The sequence below is a fragment of the Yoonia vestfoldensis DSM 16212 genome, from assembly GCF_000382265.1.
In the GTDB taxonomy this organism is placed as follows: Bacteria; Pseudomonadota; Alphaproteobacteria; order Rhodobacterales; family Rhodobacteraceae; genus Yoonia; species Yoonia vestfoldensis.
The window spans coordinates 31097-55643 of sequence record NZ_KB907985.1 but is presented as its reverse complement, the minus strand read 5'-3'; the positions used below and the strand labels follow the sequence as shown (position 1 = coordinate 55643).

Below are 24547 nucleotides of genomic sequence, written 5' to 3'. Positions count from 1 at the left end.
CAAGGCGGATCACCTCTATCCGGTCGGACCCCGTGCCACCGGCCAATGTCATGGCACCGGTCGCGACCACATTGTCCTTGATCTGGATAAAGTCGTCGCCGTCCTGTCCGTCGATGCGGATCACGGGCGCGACCATCGTCATTTGCGTCAGGACAATGCTGTCCTTGTCGCCACCTGTCGTGACGTCGATCCGCGAGCCAGCCGTCATGCTGCCGGTCACGGTGACGTTGTCGCGCAATTCGACGATCGGGTTCGCATCCGCGGACCCCGTGTTGATCAGGATCGTGGTCTCTGCGTCCATCTCGCCGGTGATGATGACATCGCCGCCGGTCAGGATGCTGATCTCGGCCCCTGTCGATTCCAGCACGCCAAGGCGCGTGACCTCGAAGCGGTCGCGCAGGAATTCAGGCGGCGTGGCGCTCTGGCCGTTCTGGCGGGTGTTGGCAAAGATCGTGCCACCGGCAACGACAGCCGCGTTGATGGTGATATCGCCACCGGTCAGCAGGTCGATCCGCGTGCCTGCCGTCATCGCGGCGTTCACGGTGATGAAATCCTGCTGTTCCAGCAATGGCTGGTCGGTCACCGTCGGATCGACGGTGTTGAGCAGGATGAACGTGCCCGCGCCAAGCGCACCACCAACCGTGATGTCGCCACTGGTCAGAACGGTGATGCTGGTCACGGCGTCAATCGTGCCGGTGTCCGTCACGATCACGCTGTCGCGTACCTGCGCGGGTGTCAGGCTGGTGGCCAGATCCGGCACGGTGTTGATCTCGACCGCGCTGCCCGCGTTCAGATCGCCCGCAACGGTCACATCGCCACCTGTGCGCACGTCGATCCGCGCGCCTGCGTTGACGGTCGAGTCCGCCGTGAAGATCACGGTGTCGGCCTGATGGGTGGCCAGCGTGGCATCGGGCGTGCTGGCAATCGTCGTGATGGTCACGTCGCCGGTCGTCGCTGTCACCGTTGCATTGACGGTCACGTCACCGCGCGTCTGCACGTCGATCCGGTTGCCCGCGGTGATCGCGGCATTGATCGTCACGACGTCCTGTTGCTCTGGTCCGGACTGCCCGTCGGCCGGATTAGCCACGGTGTTCAGCAGGACAGACGCACCCGCCGACAGCGCGCCATCCAGCGTGATGTCGCCACGGTTCAGGATCTGGATGCCGCCGTTGGTGGCGGTGATGGTCCCGGTGACATGGACGATGTCGCGCTGTTCGACGTTGGCAGGGCTGGCCGTGCCAGCGGCCCGCGTGTTGATCAGCACATTGCCTGTCGCCCGCAGCACCCCGTCGATGGTCACATCGCCACCGGCATTGTCATAGCGCGCCGCATCGAACACGATCTGCGGATCGGACCCGAGGTTCACCGACCCGTCCGCGTTTTCGGCATTGGTCGTCACATCGCTGTAGATGTTGATGTTGCCAGCCGCGATGACTTGTGCCGCATCATCGTCCCCATCAGCACCTTGGACGACCACATGATCGCCAGCCCAGATGTTGACGTTGCCTGCCAACGCCTGCACCAGCACGCCTGCATGGATCGTGACGGTGTCATAGTCGTTGTTGTATTCATCGAGGTTCTGCGGGAAGGCCAACAGCGCTGCCTCTTTCGCAGCATCGGCTGCCTCGATCTCTTCGGGCGTGGTGCGTGGCCCGTAATAGGCATCTTCGAGCGCGGCAAAAGCGTCGTCATAGTCTTGCTGTGTCGCAAAGACGCTTTCATTGGCGATGATGTTGATATTGCCGCTGGTGGCCACGATGTTCTGGCGCACGTTGATCGGGCTGGTCGCCGTCATGAAGAAGTCGTTAGCCACACGGAAGGCGACACCACTGCCGTCTTCGGTTTCGGTGCGAATGGCACCGTCGTTGAAGATATAGGACGATCCCGTCGTCGAGACCCCCTGAATAGACCCGATCCGGGTGAACAGGCGCTTGTCGGCCTGGCCGATATCCTTGTTCGCCACAAGGAAGGCACGGCCACCCGTGACGTTGGACAGCCCCAAGGCGGCACCGTTCAGGATGCGCCCGGCGGCAGATGTCAGGAAGGCGGTGAAATCGGCACCCGTGCCGATCTGGTTGACGATCAGGTCATCGCCCGCGCCACCGGCGGCGGTGGAAACTTCGATGATGCGGATGTTGCCCAACAGGGCAGAGGCGTTCAGCACGCCACCCGTGGTGTTGATCCGCAGGTTCTGCGACAGGCTGCCGATCAGGCCAGCCTCGGCAATTGTCTCGATGTTGTAGCCGGTGATGACGGCATTGCCGGTCGTCTGGCTGGCGTCCCCATCGAACATGTTCGATTCCGACGTCAGGCGGACAAAAGTCCCCTCAAGTCCCGTCGAGGTCACGTCGAGGATGTTCATATCGCCGTCTTCGGACACGTAGATGTCCCCACCGGCCAAAAGGGTCAGGCGACCGTTGTCGGCATCGCGCGCCTCAAGATCGAGATCGTTGTCGATAGCACCGATACTGCCGCTTGCGGCCAGGATGATGTTGTCGGCTTCGATGTTGACGAGCCCGTTGCCGTATCCGTCAAGTATGCTCCCATCCAGCGCCTGCAAATCGACGTCGCTGCTGGCGGAATAGATCGTCCCGACAAGGAAATCGCCAGCCCGTTCGGCCAGCACGACAGCACCCTGCGCGCGGGCGATCACGATACTGCCCGCCGAGAGGTCCATGTACACGCGGTTTTCCACAACGCCCGGGGCGGCAAGGCGGCCGATTGTGCCCTGCCCGCCTTCCAGCACCACGGAGTCCGCCGTGATGTTGGTCGCGGTGTTGCCGATGTTGTTGATGATGCCGTTGCCGGCCTTCAGGCGCAGTTGTCCTTCATCCCCTTCTTCGCCAGCCACGGTGATCGTGCCCAGCAGGATCTGTTTTTCCGATCCGATGAAGGTTTCACCCACCGACGCGATGTTCACGTCGGCGCTGGCTTCGATGTTGAAATCTTCGCGCTGCTGGACCTGTACGCCGACCAGTTCGACGAATTCGTCGACCGTGATCGTCACACCCGTTTCCGCGATCAGCGTCACAGGGCTGCCGTCGCGGTTGGTCAGGGTGATCGTATCTGCGGTGACCGCCAAAACGCGGTACAGATTTGTGCTGGTATTCGCGTTCTGGGTCGGTCTTAGGGCGGCAGCATCTGCCGGAGTATAAGCACGGGTCGTCGACAACAGGATCAGGTCGCCAACCATGAATCCTTGGATGTGATCGCCAGTGGTAGCTTGGCCAAGGAAATTGAAATTCCCATCCGTGCGCGTGATCGTATTGCCGGAAATGTTGGCCGTCACGGGGATGGCGGCACCGGACGGATCGTTCACGATCGCCGAAACCTGCACCTGCTTGGCGATCGGGTCGGTGATGCTGACGGTCAGAACGTCCTTGGCAAATGTCGTGCCGGTATCTTCGAAAAAGATCGTCTGGCCATCGCCCGAGAAGCTTTCGATGACGTAATAGCGTTCGTTCTCGGTCGCGTTGACCGGATCGCCGCCCTGCACCTGAATTGTCTGCCCCACACGGAACTGCGGCTGGCCGGTCGCTGCGGCATCGTTCCAAGCACCCGCGCTGCGCGACATGGAATTGGTCGCTGCGTTGAAGGTCACGTTGACGGTTTCAATTTCGGTGACAAGGAAGAACAGGTCGCTGCGTTCGGCAGAGGCAATGATCAACTGCTCGTCCTGCGTCAGGGTGCGGCCATCGGTGACAAGGATAGTGACATCGCCTTCGGTGCGGCCGACCTTGCCATCGACCGTGATCGTGACGCTTGCGCCGACGACATTGGGGTCCTCGATGTTGATCGTCGTATCGACCACGGGCTTGAGAAGGCCAGAGCCGATGGCATTCAGAAGCTCGTCCGGTGTCCAGACCTTGAAACGGCTCTTCAGCTCTTCCTTCTCGGCGGCGCTGGTCAGGTCGAGGTTCGGATTTGTGTTTTCGACAAGTTCCAGGCGATAGCGCTGGTGCTGCTCCAAGAACTGCGCGGTGCGTGCAATTTGCAGCGTCACTATCTGCGATGCAGTGTTTGCCGCTGCATCTTCCGGGGTCTGGCCAAGGGCGATCAGCTGGGCGCGGATGTTCGCTTCCAGCCCCCTGATATCACCAGTCGGCCGGAGTCGGTCCAATTCCGCATCAGCCTGTGTCTCGGCCTCGACAGAGTCCACGCCGGCGGCCAACAAGTCCGCAAGGATGCTCGCTCTGGTATCATCGTCGACGTTTTCGCCCAGTTTGAGCCAGACACCGTCGTCAACAACCGCCGCGAGCTCTTCTGCGGTCATTCTGTTCCGCCACTCCCAGTAGGTGCGGTAATCATCGACGCGGGCGTTGTTCAGGCGCGCGATGGCGTCGCGGATCTTGTCGCCTGCAGGGCCGGACGCGATGCCGTTCGCGTCAAGAACAGTCACGTCGCCCAACAGCTGCATGTCACCCCAGACACCGCCCAAAAGCGCTTCGCGCGAGCGGGTGTCGGCTTCCTGGATCTGGTTGCCGTCGAGCAGGTCGTTGCCTTCGCCTTCCAGTGTCAGCGTCACATCGCCAGAAGAAGATGCGATCTTGAACACACGCAGGTCATTTGTGTTCTGGAACAGGGTGATGTCGTCCGCGGCATAGGCGGTCAGCACATCATTGCTGCGCGTGCCGGTATCGACGACGATGGCGGTCGCCCCGCCGATCGCGCCATCGGCGTCCAGACGGATCGACCCGCCCTTGACAAGGCTTCCACCGGCGGACGACAGAATAGACCCACCTGCGGCCCCAATGGCCCCTTCGTCACGGTCACCCGCGAGAATTTCCACAAGGCCGTCACCATTGGACCGGATCGTGCCGAGTGACAGATCGCCCGTGCGCTGCTGCAACAGAATATCGCCATTCGACGTGACATTCAGCACGCCGCCTGCGTTCTGGCGCAATTGCAGCGCGTTCAACGCCCGGCTGTCGCCGGCGGTATAGGGTTGCGCATCTACTGGCCGGATCAGGCCGAAGTCGCGCACGCCGACACCAGCAAGACCTGTGATGTTGATCGTCGTGCCGCCGACCGATGGTGCGATCCCTTGCGCCGCAACTTTCTGTGTGGTCACGGTGCCTTGCGATATCAACGTCGTGGTGCCGTTCAGGTTGGTGACCGGACCGGCAACGATCAGATTGGCCTGACCCGCATCGACATAAAGCTCACTGCGGTTGAAGCCGGTGAATTCGATGTCGATGGTCTTGTTCGCGGCGATCGTGTGGTTGTGCTTGGTAAAGCTGGTCTCGATCGTGGTCAATTGGATGAAGGTCGACGACTTGCCGTACCAGCTTGTCGTGGTCTTGTAGGCCGTCTGCTTGGTTTCGGACCCAGTGACCTGCCGGCTCGAGCTGTAGGTATAGTCGGCCTGATTGGTTGCGGGGTTATCGTCGTAGTAGAAATAATTGGAATTCGGGATCAGTTCAGTGCTGAGGATCGTGGTGTCGATAACCGGCATCGCCGTCACGTCGGCCAACAGGAAATCCAGCCCCCAAAGCGAGTTGTAGGTCTTTTCGCGGATGATCTCTGTTCTGTCACCCTGGCCTACGACCCAGCCGTAGCGGAACCCGTCGGCGGTGCCATAACCCAGACGCGAGGTGATTTCAGCGCCAGTCGACGCGATGATGTTGCTACCGGACGAATGGGTGTCGGCAATCATGACCGTGCCCTTGCCGCCGAAACGCGCCAGTTGTTCCGGGGTATAACTGGCCGGGTTCCAACCAGTCGGGTCGATCAGGCCATCGAGCGTGGTCACGACACCATTTGCGTCTGATTCGTAGATCGTGGAATAGAGCGCAAGATCCGAACCATCGCTGCGCACACCGCGGGTCTTGTCCTTGAGCGTGACCTTGCCCACGCCTTTCTGGGACACGTCCATCGACTCGATGACGATATCCAGACCGGCCAAGGCAGCAATGCCGGCCAGATCCATCTGGTTGATGATGCTGATCTTTGGATAGCCGGCATGGCTGACGATCTTGCCCTGGCTTGTCGCCACGATACGACCTTCGATGTCGATCTCGCCGCCCTTCGGGCTCATGCTGATGATCGTCAACTGCTTCAGACCACTGTCGTATTTGGCCAGGAAATCCGGGTTGCCGAGGTTGATGAACCGGACACCATTCGTAGTCAGCAATTGCTGGCGGATGGTGTTGTCCAGCACGAGTTCGAACTCGGACTGACCAGCCTGGATCAGGCCATTCACGTTCACATAGCCACCGCGCAGCAGGATCGTGTTCGCCTTCAGCCCCTGCTGGACAACCTGACCTGTCCGCTCATCGATAAAGGTCGCTGTGCTGCCTGCCTGCGGGCCGCCGAGCGCCGTGATGATCGCCTGACCATTGGGCTGGCTTTTTGCGTTCTCGGTACCCGCGGTCGTCGCGGTGTCCCCGATCACACCGCTGCCGATGTATTTGCCATAAGGGTCGCCGTTGGTGTGGATGTCGCCTTTGATGTCGACCGCGATCGTACCACCAACGATCACGGTCTGCGACTTGACGGTCACGTCGGCAAGGAAGACGACGCTGACTTGGTTCGGGCCCGCCGGGCCGAAGATGCCGACATTCGCTGTCGGGGCAAAAACGCGTCCTGCGAATGTGATCACCTGGTCGTTCGTTGGCAGGTTGACGTCACCGAACAGCACAGTGCGGACGTTCTTGTCCACCTGCACATTGATAGTCGGTGCTGCCCCCACTCCCTGGCCAAAGCTTTGCGAGGTAAAGTTCAACCCATTGGGTGATTTTTCAGTGACGAAGCCGAGGAATTGCAGCGCGGGCACAACGTCGAGTGGCCGGTTGTCCTTGTTTACCGAAACACGGTTCTCTTCGAGGATCGCCGCGCGAACATCGGCAATCGGCGATTCCGCCGTCACCGTGATGCCGTTGAAATCGATCCCGCCATTGCGTTCAGGGATGAAGATTTCGCCGAACTCGATGGACGCCGATGTGTCGCTGATGATCTGGACATTCACGTTTTGCGGTGAGTCGAACGTGCCGGTTCCATGCAATTGGTCGGTGAGGATCCGAATGCGACCCGCAGCCGCGACGATATCGTCGATGACAATAACGGTGGCTTCACGGTCGATTGTGACAAAAGCACCATTCACCAAGACAGCTTCGCCAGATGCCAGCATCTGGCCCTGGATGCGCTGGATTGCCTCAACATACGAACGGGTGAAAGGATTGTTCAGATCGGGCTGGTCGGGCTGGCCATTGATGAATACGCCATATGTCTGGAGATTCCGTTCCGCGTTGGTCAGGGCAAGCTGGCCAGCCGAGGGGATAACCGTCACTTTTTCAGTGGTCTTGATCAGCAACCCTTCCGCAGAGCCTGCGGCGCGGTCGCCTTCGAAGTCAGGATCGATTGTTCCTTCGTAGGTAAAGCGAGAGCCATTGGGGCTGGGGTTGGCATTATCACCGATCGTCAGTGTCAGATTACGCCGCGCGCCGGTCTTGATCAGACCGTCGTTGATGATCTCGGACCTTGCGTCCGACAGGCCTTCGCCGGGGCCGGTCGAATTGTCCGACCCGCCGGTCAGGCTGTTGATCCCATCGGTCACGGCAGAGGTCCAGTTGGTCCCTTTGGCCATCCCGATGACCGACGCAAGGCCCAGTTCATCGGCGTTCAGGTCGATGTTCAGGAAACTTTCGACCAAGGCGCTGCTTTGTACATGGATTACGTTGCGCGCGATATAGATCGCCTGCGTCTTGAGATCGTCGATCGGGATCACCGACCCCGCAAAGTTATCGACCCGCGCCTCGAGGTTGCTGTCTTCGATCGTCAGGTTGCGGTCCGTACCTGTGGACATGAACATGTCGCGATGGCTCAGGACGTCGGCACCTGATTTGATGGTGATCGTGTTATAGGGCTGGATATCGATCAGCGCGGACCCAAGGGCCACTGTCGCCGCACCATAGGTTTCCGAATAGGATTGCAGATAGACGTTGAACTTGCCCGAGGCTTCGAATTCCAGCTCGCCGCGCGCTTCGATATCGGCCTTGGTGCCGACAACGATATCGGCACGGATCGGCACAGAGTCGCCGTCCTCGTCGCGTTCGTTGAAGGTGACATAGGCACCCGCCCCCGAAATCGCACCCGCCGTTTCAAGGCGGACCTTGTCGGCATAGGCGATCTCGTTGAAGGCCTTGGCCAGCAGGTCGCCTTGCGGATTCAGGGTGTCGATGTCGGAATTATCGCCAAAGGTCACGGTCGTGTGCATTTCGGCACGCGTGTCGCTTTTTGCGCTGGCACCGGATGCGATACCGCCCGTCTTGCCGTCGATATCATTGCCCCCGACGACACGGACCAGCTTGTTGGTCGCTTGCAGATCCATTTCGCCGGCCTGCGCCTTGGCAAAATCACCCAAAAGCACATCCACCGTGGATAGCAGCCTGTTGTTGGCAACGGCACCGGCCCCGGCAATGGCACCATAGGCGGCTGTCACCACCTCGGTATCCAGCGTGCTGAGCTGCGATGCAGTGATCCGCAACAGACCTGTGGCGTCGATTTCGGCACGGTTTGCAGTCGATGTCGCATCCGCCAGACCAGCCAGGATCGTGGCACGGGTATCGGTTTCGGGGCTGGCAGCGGCACCGCCGACAAGGCCATAGGCCCCTGTTTCAGTCTCGGCATCGTTGACCGACTGGCCATTCGCACCGATCGTTACGTTGCCCCCCGTGACGGTCGCCCCGGCGCCGACAAGCGCGGAGACATTCGTGTTGCTTTCCGCACGCGATGCTGCCGCACCGACACCGACCAACCCGACGCTTGCGGCCTTGGACACGGCCAGTTGCGACACGTTGGAATAGGCGTTCATCGTGAAATTGGTGGCATTGATCGTGGCACCGTCGCCGACACGCGCCGCGACCACGTCATTGTTGGACACGGTGACACTGGTCGAGTTGATACCGACCAGCAGACCGCCGCCAGACGCTTTTGCCGTCGCGGTCGCGATCCGGGTGTTGACCGGGTTGCCGTCGGACGCCGCATTCGCGGTCAGCGTGCCGACGGTGATGCTGCCCTGGCTGTTGCCGATCTGCATACCCACGCGCGCACCTGTCAGGATCGTCGCTTCGCTGACGCCAACGGCGGCGGTGGACGCGACGGTGATGCCTTCGACATTTGCGACAGCGCGGATCAGGGATTGCGCGTTCACGTTCAGCGCGCCACCCGTCAGCGTGACGCCGCCGACATTCGCCGCAACACTGTTGCCGGAACCTGACTGGCGGGTGTTGATCTTGGCGACCGACCCGCTGGCGGCAAGACCGACAAGACCGGCAGCGACGCTGAGGACTTCAACCCGCGCGTCAAGGTCAGACTGGTTCAGCGCCGATACTGTCACAGTGCCGGTGGCGTTGATGCGGTGATTGGCGCTACCCGTGCCTGTGATTTCGGCAAGAACAGTGCTGGTTGCATTGATTTCCGCAAGGGCACCGCCGCCCGACAGAGCCCCGCCAAGCCCGATGGATGCGGACAGGGCAGCCGCGCGCGACTGGACGTCCACCTCTGTGTCATCAGTCGCTCTGACGGTCAGGTTCGTCGTGGTCACGCGCGAAGTGTTGACCGTTGCGGCGATCGTGTTGTCCACGGTGTTTTCAGCAGTGGACACGGCGACCGACCCTGCAAAGGCCACAACACCACCCGCCACAGACAGGGCGGCAGACGCCACATCGGCATCGATCGTCGCCATATCGGTCGCTGTCACGGAAACCGTGTTGCCAGCCGTCAGGGTCGACCCTGTCACGTCGGCAATCACGTTGTAATCAATTGTGTTGACCGCAAAGGCACCGGCACCGGCACCGGCAACGCCGACATATCCGCCCGCAAGGGCCACGGCAAAACTGCCGACCACCGCGTCGATGGAAGACGTCATCTGCGCGCTGACGGTGATGTTGCGGCTGGCGCTGATCGTGGCATTTTCCACCTTGGCAAAGACACCCGTCTGCGCCCCCGCGCCGACATCGTTCTTGGCATAGGATGTGCCGACGCCAACACCAACGCCCGCGCCGCCACCGACACCCAGCGATGCCGCAGCGGAAATGATCGCGGCTTCGATCTTGGCGTTGCCGGTCGCTGTGACGGACACATTCTGCGGAATAACGGCACCCGGCACGAGTTCCGGCACCAGTGCGGTGACGACAGCCGGGACGGGATTGGCCGGATCGAACTCGTCAAAGGTTGCGTCGGGCAGCCAGACGCTCAGCATGTCGGACGTCGCATTCGCGTCGCCCAGTTCGTAGAAGGTCAGGACCGTAATCGTTTCGGTGACCTGCTCGCGGGAGGCGCTTGGGATCGTGCGGGTTTGCTGGGCCGACGCAACTTTAAATTCCTTCAACGGACGGGCATTCGCTGCCGGGTTCGGCAAGACAGCCTGATCATTGGCGGCCGTCGGGCCGGTCACCGGCACATAGGCAATCTGGTTCCCGTTGGTAATGATCGCCCCCGTCGCAGGGTTGCGCGCAATCGTGTAAGCCTCCGCAAAGGCGGGCTTCAGCGTGCCATCGCTGTTGAAAATCTGGCTGCCGACGCCGGCGGTCGCAGCGATCAGGTTGCCCGAAGGCACAAGTGCGGTTGCGGATGCGGCGCTGATCGTCGCACCGATCACTTCGGCCGCGACACGGTTGGTGATGCGGTTGAAGGCCAGCGCGCCGGCCCCCGACACAGCCACACCGCCGGAAATGCCGCCCGCCAGCGAAATGGCAGCCGCAGCGGAAATGACCCGGATCGTGGCATCATCGCGGGCGTCGATCAGGACGTTGCCGCCCGTCGCGATCAGCTGGCCCGTGCTGGCGGTGCTGACTTCGGTGACAGATGCACGGATGACAGTGCCGATGGCGTTTTCCGCGACGGAGGCTCCGAGTGCCACGGATACTCCGACATTGCCCAATGACAGGGCAAGCGAGACAGCGGCGGCGATGGCCTCGATCCGCGAAGTATCCTGCGCCTGAACGGTGATCTTGCCGCCGCTGACGTTCTGGTTGCCAAGCGTGATGTTAGCCTCGGTCGATCCTCCGATGATGTTTTCGGCATATACGCCGGATCCGGAGACGGAAACGCCTGTCGCACCGACACTGACGGCACCCGCACCAGCAAACACCAGCGCGTTGATCGTCTTGGACGATGTCGCCTTGACGATCAGGTCATTGGAGGCGGTGACATTGCTGTTGGAAATATAGGCTTGCGTCTTGGCGGTATCGGCCAGCGTCGCCCGGCCCACGGATTTCCCGATATAGTTCTGCGCCACGGACACGCCGATCGCGATGCCCACACCTGTGGACCCGGCGGCCAGCGCCAGCGATGTGGAAAGAACAGCCGCGTTGATCAGCGATGCGCTGTCAGCCAGTACCTTCACGGTCCCCGCCCCTGCGGTGACGGTCGATCCGGCGATATGTGCATCGACGTTGGACAGAACGACGTTCTGCCCAAAGGCGCCGGCACCCGCGACAGCGATCCCTGTCGCGCCGAATCCGGCGGCCAAAGACACCGCGCCGACCAGCGTATTGATGGTCACACGTTCCGCAACAAATGCCGTACCCATGCGTGTCAGGTTCCAAGCGGTCCCGGATTCGTCCACGACGACCCAGCGCTGGCCTTCCAGCACGACGCTGATGCGCAAATCGCCTTCGACGGTGTAATTCGTCTCGAGCGCGGATTTCAGCGTATTCAGAACAGCGCGGTCGTTGGTCACATCAGACTGCACCGCTTGCTCCGCGCCGTTGACTTCGACGAGCTCGGTTCCTGCGGCGTCGTCAAGCAGCGCGGCCGTGGCATCCGCAGACCCGAGGCTATCAAGATCCAGCGGGTTTTCAGCGTTCTGCGTCGCGGACCCCGCGCGCACCAGCACGCTGTTTCCGTCGACAAGCTGCGTTGCCACAACCGTCGCATTATTGTCGATCTTGGCGGTAACGGCATTTTCGACCGCGTTGAACGCCAGCGAAACGCCCAGCGAAACGGCCACGCCGTTAGATCCGGCCGCCACAGACAACGCACCCGCGATGCTGACCGCGTTGATCGTGCTTTCGTCGTCGGCCTGCACCGTCACGGTGCCCGCCGTCACGCCATTCAGCAACTTGCCGCTGATCGTGGCCGTTGGGCTGGTCGCGATCCGGTTGAGCACCGCAGCGCCAGATGCCGAGACACCCACACCCGTGCCGCCCAACGCGACAGCTGCTGCAATCGCAAGCGAGGCCGCGTTGATTTTCTGGTTGCTTTGCGCGTCGATCAGCACATCGCCACCAGCGGTGATGTCACTGCCGATGGACCCGGCAGTGATCAGCGCGGCATCCTTGGCAAGGTTCACTTCAACCCATTGTTCGGGGTTGTTGTAATCCACAGCGCTCAGCGGGATTTGATCCGCCGAGGTTATTCCGTCCACGCCATTCGTATCGACGTTCGGTTCCAGCCGGTTTTGACCGATGTACTGGAATGTACGGCCTTCATTGATGCCGCTGGTGATCCGCACTGTCGTGCCATTGACGATTTCGCCGGGCGCGACGGTCTGGCCGCTGGTGAAATCAGCGACAAGCGATCCGTAGCCATAGCCGATCTGGTTGCTGATGAAGGCCGCACCGATCGCCACGCCGACGCCGGTCCCGCCAGCGGCAAGTGCCGCAGAGACCGCGCCGTTCAGCGCGTCGATCCGCCCGTCGGCGGTGGCAAGGATATCCACATTGCCCAGTGTCGCGGTGACAGAGGAGTTTTCGACCGTGGCCGACACCTTGGCGCCGATCCGGTTGAAGGCCAAGGCACCGGCCAGGGCAACGCTGATGCCGACGGCACCCCCGGTGATTGCCAGCGCACCGGCGGCGGCGATCGCGTTGATCCGCGCCATGTCGCGCGCCTCGACGGTCAGGTCGCCAGTGCGGGCCAGAACACCGCCGTCATTGACTTCGATGATCTGTGCCGAGGTCAGGCCAAAAATCTCGTTCTGCGCAACGGTCGCCCCCATGGCCACGGCCACGGCCGCTTTGCCAAAGGCAAAGGAGGCCGACACCGTTGCCGCGATGACGTTGATCGTGGATCTGTTTTCGGCAGTGACGGTCACGTTCTCGCCGTCGACCGCCGCCGTTGTCCCGCCGACATCGCCGATGATGCGGGCCGAGGTCTCGGTGTCGATGACGTTGCGCACATAGACGCCCGATCCTGAAATCGCGACACCGACCTTCCCCCCCGCGAGCGCGACCGATCCGGCCACGTTCAGCGCATTGATATCCTGTTCGGACACAGCCTCGACGATCACATCGCCATCGGCGCTGACATCGCTGTTGCGGATAAAGGCGAAGGTGCCGATGGCATCGCCTTCGCCGCGCGCTTCGCGGCCGATCAGGTTTTGCGAAATCGCGGCCCCGATGGACACGCCCACACCTGTCTTGCCCAGACCGACCGACATGGCGGCGGCAACGGTGATCGCGTTGATCGCGCTTTTGTTTGCTGCAGTCACAGCGACATTGCCTGTCGTCGCGGCGACGGTGGCCACGTCGATATAGGCCGATGTGTTGGACTGGATGACGTTTTCGCTATAGGCACCTGCCCCAGCGATGGCGACACCGGCCTTGCCTGCCCCGAGCGCAAAGGACGCCGCACCGGACACCGCGTTGATCGTCGCGACTTCGACGGTGAACGCACCGTCCGCGCCGGGGATAAACGAAAACTTGCGCCCAAGCCCGTCGATCAGGAACCAGCCGTTGCCGTCCTCAGAGGCTGCAAAGACCAGATCGCTCAGGTTTGCGACTGTGCCTGCAACGCTGTCGCCTGCCAGCTCCGCATCGATCAGACCGACCAGCGTGCCCAGCACGCTGGCGTCTCCGGTCACGTCTTCCTCGACCAGTTCGTCGTTTTCGTCGATCTCTTCGGTGGCCAGATCGTCAAGCTGGGCCGCAGTGATACCGCTCGTGATGTCGAAGCTTTGCGGTGGCGCAGTTTCGGCGTGAACCGTCACGCCATCCACATCCGTCGCGGTCAGATCCGCGCCGACGATGCGGGCAGTCGTTTCGTTGACAACCTCGTTGAACGCCAGCGCGATGCCGACCGACACCGAGACCGCGTTCTTACCCGACACAGCAGCGCTGACAGAGGCAGCCCCGACCAGCGCGTTGATCGTGCTGGCATCGCGGGCAAGCACCTCTACGGACCCGGCCGTGATGTCGCTGCCGGACCCGGTGATTTCGGCGATGGCACCACCGGCGATACGGTTGCGCGCGGCGGCACCGCCACCGGCAACGGCTGTCGCTGCCGCATTCGACCCTGCCAAGGCCACAGCCGCCGCCGCCGCCGTCGCGTTGATCGTCTGACCGGCCAACGCGGTCACGGACAGGGATTCAGGGGCGATATCGCCACTTTGGTTGGCGATATCCACATTATCGACCGAAGCGAGCGCGGTTGCCTGCCCCAGACGTTGCAGATCGACGCGTTCCCACAGGTTGGTGTCGGAATAATCTTCGAGCGCCAGATCGACGCCGTTTTCCAGAGCAATTGGCGCATCGCCCTCGTTGTCGCCGGGGGCCTGCACCTGACGCGGGGCATTGCCGATATAGCGATAGACATGGCCCGTCATCGGCGTGCCGTCGGCCCCGCGCACATAGGTGCCATTGGTAACGGTCGTCACCTGCTGCGATGTCGTCAGCACAGTGCCGGTCAGATCGAGGGCAGTCTGGCCATAGCCGATCATGTTGTCGACATAGACGACGCCGATCCCGACAGCCTTGGTCCCCGACCCGCCGATGTTGATCATCCCCGACACGCTGGCCGCCAGCACTGTCGCATCAATCCGGCTGGTGCTTGTTGCATCGACCTTGATGTCGCCCAGAGCATTGAACGTGCTGTTGGTCGCTTTCGCCGCGGCCTGACCCCGGATGGAGTTGAAGGCGACAGCCCCACCGCCAGAGAAACTGACATCGCCACTGTCGCCACCGGCGGTCAGGCCGACAGCCACGGCGGCAGACAGGCCTTTGGCCATGATCTGCGCATCACGTTTCGCGGCGATCGTCAGGTCGGTGCCTGCCGCAACAGTCGCGCCGCTGATTTCCGCACGGGCATTCGATGTCACCTCGTTGCGGGCGAAACTTGCCGCGACAGAGACGGATTTCGACCCGCCTGTACCCACGGCAGCGGAAACGCTGGCGGCAGAAACGGTCGCATCCACCGCAGAGACATCATCGGCTGTCACAGTGACAGAGCCGCGTGTCGCGGTGACAGTGGGCGATGCCACGATTTCGGCAACGGTATCGGCAGCCGTGCGGTTCATCGCGATGACAGCGCCCACCGAGACGGCATTGGACTTGTCGGCCACGGACACACCCGTCGCGACAGCGGCGTTCACGATTTCCGAGGTGATCGTCGTCTGGTTGTCGGCGGTGACCAGCACGTCGTCGGCCACATCTACGGTGGACCGCGCCACGCGCGCAGTGGCGCTGCTGGGGTTCGGGGTCGCCACGGTCGTGCCAATGAACGTATCGGCAAGGTTGAACAGGATGTTCTGCCCGTCGATGCCGACAGAGTTGAACGCGACAGAGGCGCCGACGGCCACCGTGTTGCCACCGCCACCTTCGGCGATTGTGGTGGTGTCGAGCGTGGCATGGATGCCCGCGGTATTGTTGGTCATGACGACCAGATCGCCGTCCTGCGGTGTCACGGTCTGGACCGTGCTTGGCGTGACGATTGCGCCCTCATCGTCCAGCACAGCCTCGCGGCCGCCGATCTTGAGTTCGCGTGTCGATTCGTTGGTGGCGTTGGCATTGCCGACAGTGACAGCGGAGTCCGTGACCTCGGCCAAGGCGCCCGATGTCACGTTATTGGTGGCGATGTTGACGTTGACGGCAAGAACCTTGCTGCCTGCGGCAAAGAACGACCCGCCGTCGGCTTTGACGCTGCCAGCATTCTTGGCGTCCATCAGCGCGTTTTCAACCGCCGAGACGAAAACATAGCCGTCGACCACATCGACTTCGGCACCCGCGATCCGCGCAATCACGCTCGACTGCAGATCGTTGACCGAGGCGAGGAAGCCGACAGCCGTCGCATCGGATTTCGTGACGTTCAGGTTGATCCCCGCAGGGATCAGGCTTTCGATATCGTCGATCGTGACCTCGACCCACTGGCTCGCGATGATCGTGGCGAGTTCAGCACCGTCTGTGACGCGCAGCCAGTCGGTTGTTGTGTAATCGACGTTGCGCAGGTTGACCCCGTCAGGGGTCACATCGCTGTTGCCGTCCAGAGCCTGCAATGGCGACGCCCCAGCATAGCGGTAATAGACATCAACCCCTGCCTCGACGACGCGGACGATATGCCCGGCGGTGACACTGGTGACATTGGAATTGCCGTTGCGGATCACCAGATCGGGATCGATCGCACCAAAGTTGATTGCGCCCAGATCGACCCGTGCCGCAGTCGCGTTACCGGTATACATGAACCGCTTGTCCTGCTGGGCTGGAGGTCCATTGGATCCGACCAGCACCTGCTGGCCGGTGCGTAGCAATTGCAGCCCCGACAGGGTGGTGAACGTGTAATCCGCGATCAGGTTTTCAAGGAATCCGGTCAGAATGCTTGTGCCGCCGTCGTTGATGACGGTGGTCGTGGTTTCCATCCGGTTGTCGGCGTTCAATTGGGAATCGTCGCTGGCCGTGACGATCACGGCGCGTCCTGCGTCGAGGTCCGTCTTGTCGACGAAAACCCAGTCATCACCGCCTGCGAAAGCGGCGCTTAGCGTGACGGTCTCATCCGCGCCTGTGCGCTCATAGACAGTGCCGTCAGCTGCAAGCACGCGGTCGCCTGTCTTGATGTCGACCTGTCCCGCCGTTGCGGCAAGATACTCTGCCCCGTCAACTTCGGCACGCGCACCAGACAACATCTTGTTCAGCGACAACACGACGCTGACAGCCTTGCCCGACGCATCGACAAAGGCACTGGCAGCACTCGTCGTCTCGTTGTTGACCTCGGCGTTCATCGTCGCCTCGTTCACGGCGTTGACGATGATCGCATCCGCTGCATCGACGGTCACGCCGGTCATGAAGGCGACCGCCTCGACCGTGCGGCGGGTGTTCAGCTCGGCCAGATCATTGGCGAGGTTGGCATCGCCTGCAAGCGCGTCGAAGGAATTGAACAGGATATTGGTGGGCGCATAGCCCATGGAGTTGAAGGCAAGAAGGACGTTATAGCCGGTATCGCCCGTCGCCACGACAGCCGATGTCAGGGCGGTCATTGTCACGGTGTTCAACGCCTCGACCGTGACGGTGCCGGTTGTGTCGCTTGCGTTTTCGCGCGCTGTCAGGCTCGCATCCTGGGCCGAAGCGGTTGCGCTTCCGGTCATCAGGTTGGTCGCCACGACGCCGCTGATCGCGCGGCTCACGCCGGTGCCAGCGACGGTGCCGCCCGAGGACGAGGTCGCCGCATCGGTCGTTGCATTCATTTCACTGTCCAGCGTTGCGCGGATCGTGATGTTGTCGTCCGCGCGCAGGATCGCGTTGCGGACCTCGGCCCGGGCTTCGCCGCCCAGTTCGTTATAGACGAACATCGCGCCGGTCGCGGTGCTGTTGCTGTCCGCACCACCTTCGCCCGCGTTGGGGATGTTCAGACCCTGCGGGATCAGCTTGGAGCTCAGCGATTCTTTCCAGTAATCGGTATCACCGAAATCGACCGTATTGAGGTCGACGATCCCGCTTGGCGGCAGGCCTGCCGCCGTTGCGGTGACCAGCGTCCAAGCCGGTTTGTTCGCAAATGTGATGCCGGAAAGGTCGACGCCATTTGTCACCGGCACATCGCCGCTGAGGGTCTGGAGAGTGAGACCGCTATAGCGATAATAGCTTGGCACACCAGAGCCATCCACGACGCGGACGTAATCGCCAGCCTCGACAAAAGTCGTGCGGCCTGCGCCGTCAAACACATTGGCGCCTTGCAACGGATCGCTGGGGCCCATGTATTGCATGACCTTGCCGCCGAAATCCTCGACCCCGTCCGCCACGCGGACCAGATCGCCGAAACGCAGCGCAACAGGTTGCGTGCTGCCTGTCGTCACCCAATCAACGGGGGTCACGTCGTTGAGGGTTTCCTGCAAGACCGCTGCACCGCCGTCATTGGTCGTCGCGCTCGCCGCGACCAGTTTGACATTCGCAAAATGGCGCTGGCGGTCCAGCGCGGTCACGTCGATATCGCCGCCCGCGTCGATGGTGGCCGCTGCCGCGGCACCTGCGTTGTCGATCAGCGCCGAGGCTTCGCCCAGCACCTTGTTCGACGCAATGATCAGACCAAAAGCGCTCCCGTTCGCACCTGTCAACGCGCCAGCGGCGGAATCGGTGGTGTTCGAGACCGTCGCGTTCAGCAATTCGGCTGATTGTGCATCGACGATCACGTCGCCGCCAGCGGTCACATCGCTTGCAGTAATCCGCGCGGTCGCGGAGGCTGGGTTCGACGGGTCGATCAGCCGGTGGAACGTCGGATCTGCCGTCACCGCCTCGATCGTGTTGAACAGGACGTTGGACGCGTTATAGCCCAATGAGTTGAAGGCAAGCGTGACGGACTTGGCTTCGTCGCCACTCTCGCCTGAGGTATTGACGGTCGAATCCATCACGGTTTGCTGCAAGGCAGTTACGGCGACATCGCCGGTCGTTGTGGACACGTCGGATTTGTTGATCTCAGCCAAGGCAGAGTTTCTTGCCACGTTGGTCGCGATGGCACCCTGCTTTGCGATGGAACTGCCCGAACCCCAGGCGGACCCGCCCGAGCTTTTGACCGAAGAAATCAGATTGGCAAGCAGCGATGCATTCGCGATCGCGGTCACATCGACGCCCGTGCTGGCGATGATCGCCATGCCGTCGATGCTGGCGGACACCCCGCCCTGCACATCGTTGAGAACAATCACGCCGCCCAACGCCTTGCTGTCGGAATCGGCAAGGTTCCCCACATCGGGGAACAGGATATCTGACAGGTCCGAAGTCTGGGTGAGTTCTTCCCAATAGCTTGTATCAAGCAGGTTCTGCGCACCCATGACAGCGCCTTGGCTCGCATCCGCGATCAGCGCGCCCAGATTGACCACGACGGTCAGCGGGATCAGGTCGCCGGGTTCGGACGCCATGTCATTGCCGATAAAGCGGTAGTATTTGCCTTCCTGACCTGCGGGAGCATTGGCGGTGGTGATCCGCACGACGTCTTCCTTGAAGAGCTTCTGCGCGCCTGATGCCGTCGTATAGCTATAGTCGTCCTGCGTGAAAATGTTCGCCAGCTTCTTGAAACCGTCGATGTTGTTGGACACTTCGGCCAGCACGGACAGCGAGGTATCGACGCGCAGGTTGGCAGTGTCGGCAGCGAAAACACTGACGGTGCCGCCGGTGGAATTGACGGTGTAGGTCGCAGTCGCGACGACGGCGGTCCAGTCTGCACTCGTCGCATAATCGATCGTGGACAGATCGATGGACACCACCGGATTGATCACCGCAAAGGCTGCCGCGTTGGCGCGGATCAACGCTTCGAGGTCGATGCCGTCGGTGTCTGTCTGTGGAGCACCGGAATAGCGCACAATATCGCCTGCCTTGAAGACCAGCGCGCCAGGGATGATGATCTCGCCGACACCCATGGTGCCGGGTTGACGGATATCCGCGGACAGTTTGATCGTGTCCCCATCGTCCAGCGTCACGGGTTCCGCGATGCTCAGATGGTCGTAATCCGTCACACGGACCTGATCGGCGCCGGTGTATTCATAGAACGCATCACCCGCGCGCACGACATCGCCGGTGTACAATTCCGTGACGGTCTCAGTCGATTTGAACTTGGCGATATCGCCCTTGATCCAGGCTTTCGTCTCGCTCAGGACCTTGTTGGACGCAAGGATACCACCGGCAGCCGCGCCGCTTGTGCCGTATTTCAGCTTGCCCTTGAATTCCTCGCCTTTCTTGTCGGCAGCGGCCTTGTCCTTGTCGAGCTTGTCTTGCGCGATGAAACGGTCGACCAGCACGGCGTCGTTCTTGGCCTTGACCGATTGGTCGTTGCCCACACGCGCATTCAGCAGGTTGACCAGATAGACGTTGATGAGGGTGGCCGTATCGGCGGCGTTGCGTTCCGCCAGCACCTGCCAGATCGTGCCTGCGTCATCCATGACATACCACTGGCGACCAACGGCCAGCGTTTCGACCTTCAGCGCGGTTTCAGACCCTGTTTCCAGAGCGCCCATCGCGATCAGCTGCGCGCGCAGCGCATCGGCGAATGCGGCATCGCCTTCGGCATCGACGTCATCACCGCTTTCGACACCCATGTCGTCCAGCATTTGCGCGGTCACCGAGCCATCGGTTGTGCCGACAAGTTCGCGGCTTTCGGCGGTGACACTGATGTCACCGGCAGCAGTCAGGTTGGACGCGTTGACATAGGCCTCTGCGCCATAGGTCCGGGATTCCGTGACCAGCGGCGTCAGGTAGTCGGCGCCCAAAAGCGCCTCTACAGCCTGAAAAAATACGTTGTGATTGTCGTACCCGACCGTGTTGAACGCGAAAACGAGGCCGAGAGCATCGCCTTTGGCGCTCGCCGCCAGTGTCACGGTCGCATCGGCCACGACGAGGTTCAGCGCCTTGACGTTGATCTCGCTGTCTGCACCGTTGGCGGTCAGCCTCGATCCTTCGACAAAGGCCTGCGCCTGCGACAGCACCGCATTGGTGGCGAGAACGCCCGCTTTCGTGACCTTCGCAGTGATCTGGCTGGTTTCCAATGCCGTCAGACGGGACCGCTCAGTCGCCGTCACCTCGATCGACCCGTTCGCCGTCAGAGTGGCGTTCATGACGAAGGCTTTTGCGCCGCCTTCGACCTCGTTGCGGGTGATCATCGCAAAGCTGGACTTGGAATCCCCCGCCTTCAGCCCGGCCAGCTTGGCCAGGCCCTTGGAAAGCTGCGACGGTACGATGGTCGTCGCGGACATGACTTTCCACAGGTTGATATCGGTATAGGTCGCGTCAGCAAGGTCCACACCTGTCGCGCTCTTGCCCATGAATTTGTAAACGACATCATCGACATAGACGGTGTCACCGAATTTCAGGTCCCGCGTGCCGGACTTGTCGGTATAGGTATAGGCATCCAGCAACGCCTGCCCGATTTCGTTGATCACGGTGCCCAGCACATCGCTGGCCGCCGATTGTGATGCAACCGAAGCGCTGGTTGCCGACAAGGTCGCCGCGTCATCTGCCGTCACCGTGATGGCGCCGCCTGTCGTGGTGATGGCAGTCGTGCCGGCGTTGCGGATATAGGCCTCTGCCCCGCCGACAAGCGCGTTCGACACCAGCGTGCCGGCCATCACCTCGCCTCCGGCACCTGCAAGCGCCGCGCCAGCCGATTCCGCGTTGGACGTGCGATCGGACGACAGGGTCGCGGCATTGGTCGCCGTCACGCTGATGCCAGCCGCGGTGATGCCGTCACTATCAATTCCGGCGGTGGTCGTCGCGGCGTTCTTATCGCCCAGTTCCAGCCCGATCAGGGCATCCAGCGTCTGCAGAAGGATGTTACCGGGGTTATAGCCCAGCGTGTTGAACGCGACCAACAAAAAGCCGGTTTCATCCTCGGACGTGACCAGGGCGTTCAGGGTTGCATCCAGCGTGATCGTGCTGGTGGCATTTACGGCCAGTTGGCCCGCAATGACGGACCCATCCGCATCTATCAACGTCGCCGTCGCCTGCCCCTGCACCGTGTTGATCACAAGCGCGCCACCTGCGGCAAGGCTGGACCCTTCGCCTGTGATGCTGCTGCCACCCGACGACGAGATGCCGAGATCGCCCAACGCTGTGACCAGCGTGTTTTCGATCGCCGAAATGGTGGTATCACCACCGATCGTCAGGGTGACTTGCGACACGGTTGCCAGGGCTTCTGTGTTCACTTCGTTGCGGACCAGCATACCACCCAGCGCGGTGCTTTCGCTTTCGGCAAAGTTGATGCCGGTGGGTACGATATTGGTTTCCGGCGTCGCCTGCCAAAGCGATTTGTCGGTGAAATCGGTGTTCGTCAGATCAACGTCCGTCGCGGCGGCACCCATAAAGGTATAGGTCGTGCTTTCGACGCCGTCGCCATCTCCTGACGCCTCGAACGATGGCAAGAGCATGACGCGGTCGCCGAACTGGAGACTGACCGTGCCGATAACTTCATCCAGCGCCAAACCGCGAATGTCGTCCTCATAGACCTTGGTGCCGTCGGTGCGGTACTTCGCATCGGCAAACGTGGCAATCAGCGTATCGGCAAGCGCCAGACCGAAGTTCGACGACGACACGCTTGAGGCGACAATCAGGGTTTCGGCCGTGATCTGTGCATCATCATTGGCCAGCACATCAAGCTTGGCAGCGACAATGTCGCCCGCCGCACCAGAAATATCGACCCGCGCCCGTGTCGCAATCTTGTTCGTCGCCATGGCGAGAGCCACAGCCCCGCCGGAATTGTTCTTGAACGCACTATCCGCCACGCTTTCGGCAGCGTTCGACATGAAGGCATTGGCCTTCAACTGGTTGTTTGCGGTCATCGCCGCATTGCCTGTCGCGTTGACGGCAGTGCCGTTCATCGTGACGACAGCGCCGTAGCCGTCCAGTGTGGTCCCCATGCCGATGCCGATCAGCGCGTCGATCCCGAACAAAAGGTAATTGTCGACGCTGAAGCCAAGCACGTTCATCGCGACGGAAACACCGACGGCACCGCCGCTTCTTCCACTCAGTGATTGGCCCGCTTCAGCCCGTGAATTGAAGATCGCGTCGTTCGCCGCAGCCACGGTGACGGTCGCGCCGTCGATCTGGCCGCCGGTCGTCGTGACGCTGACATCGCCGTTCATCTCGTTCACGGCCAAGGTGCCGCCAAAGATAAAGCCTTGGTCACCGGCATTGGCATTGTTGAACGGTGTCGCGGTATTGCCGATGGCCTGCATCTTTTCGGCCAGAACGATCGACCAGACCGCGCTGTTCGCCTGCACCACCGTCGCGCCATCCGAATCCAGCGTGGTGTTGGTCAGGGCAACCGTCGTGTCACGGTTCAGCAGGTTCAGCGCGGCGGCGTAATCAAGATCGACCTTGGCAAAAACCGTCGGGTTCAGCTTGGCCGATGTCGATGTCGCGTAAAAACGCGCACTGTCGGTCGCACCGACGGCGATACCGCCGCCTGTCACGTTCAGCACGGAATCCGAGAACGACACCCGCGTCGCCGCAACAGAGGCAGCAGTATTCGCGCCCGCATCGCCCGAAGTGTTCGTGGCGACCTTGCCTTCGGTGACGGTCTGGGTCAGCGCGGTCGCCTGCAGCGACAGGCCCAGCGTGGTGCTGGACAGATGGCTGCCGATGATCTCGGTCACGTCGTTGCTGAAATTGGTCAGCGCCACGCCGACGAAATCGGCCTCGATGATGTTGCTGATGTCGCCGCTGCTGGTGGCCGAAATAACAGCCAGACCGCCCGCGTTGATCGTCGCGCCATTGCCCGGACCTGCCGCCCCGTTGATCTCCACGCTGGTATTGCGTGCGACATCGAGGGTGGAGACCAGAAGGTCAAAACCGCCAAGCGTCACCCCGGTGAAGAAGTCAGCGGCAGATTGCAGCGCGACATCAACATCAGTGTCGGTCATAGCGGCGATGATGAGCGACTGGTTGCCTGCGGTGGCTGCATCCAGATCGCCCGCGCCTGCGGTGATGATCGCACCTTCCGCGATGGACACGGTCGTGGTGGTTTCAAGGTCGGTCAGCGCAACCAATGCCAGCAAGGCATTGCCGTCGATATCGACATTCGCGTTTGTCGTTGCCGTCAACGAGACAGCACTGCCTTCGATGCGCGCATCTTCACCAACAGAAACAGTCGCCGTCGCATCAAGGTCAAACCCGCTGAAACCGCTGACGCTAAAGGTTTGGTCGGCTGTGACGGCAGCTGTTGCCGATACCGTGACCACGTCATCCGAAACGATAGAGCCTTCGATGGTGACGCTGGCCTGAACTGACGTACTGCCAACCAAGGCGGCTGTTCCGCTATCCGCGGCGACAAGGTTTACCGCGCCGATCTTGGCGGTATCGGTGCCCAGCGACACATCACTGTTGATGGTGATCTGTTCGGCCGACAGGTTCAGATCGCCCGAATAGCCTTCGGCAAAACTGGTGACGGTTATACTGTCGTCACCGCCCTCGGTGTTCACGACAATCGAAAACGCGGGATCAAGCGTGCCGGTGATCGTATCGACAACGATGCTGACGTCTTCGTTGCCAGCGCCGGTGTTGATGGTGAAGCCATTGTTGTCCACGCCGATTTCATAGATGTCCTGAACACCGCTCGCCGCACCACTCCAGTTGATAGACACCTTCTGGACGATGATCGTGTTGTCAGCAGCACTGCTTTCTTGGAAGAAGCGGACCGTCACGGCCTCAGTACTACCGGCTGTGGTGTTCAGATTCACCGTCAACGGGTCCGCGCTCAGCAGCACGCGCTGTTCCATCGGGTCGAGAAGAAGACGCCATGCCGCGTCCCTGATCCGCTCAAAGCGGGCCCGGTCGTTGTGCCGCAGACGCGCGCGATTTCGACGGTTCAATGGAATTTTAGGAAGCACGCCAGCAGCTTGACGATCAAATGGCATTGACAT

1 protein-coding gene (only partly in view) is annotated in these 24547 nt (G+C 61.5%); it reads right to left on the bottom strand.

What is annotated here, in order from left to right:
* A protein-coding gene (locus tag H147_RS0113645) for a beta strand repeat-containing protein (protein WP_081625862.1) crosses the window boundary here: on the bottom strand, nucleotides 1–24547 show its 5' portion. It extends 8342 nt beyond the left edge of the window; only the first 24547 of its 32889 coding nucleotides appear in the window; it begins with the start codon at nucleotides 24545–24547; the stop codon falls past the left edge of the window.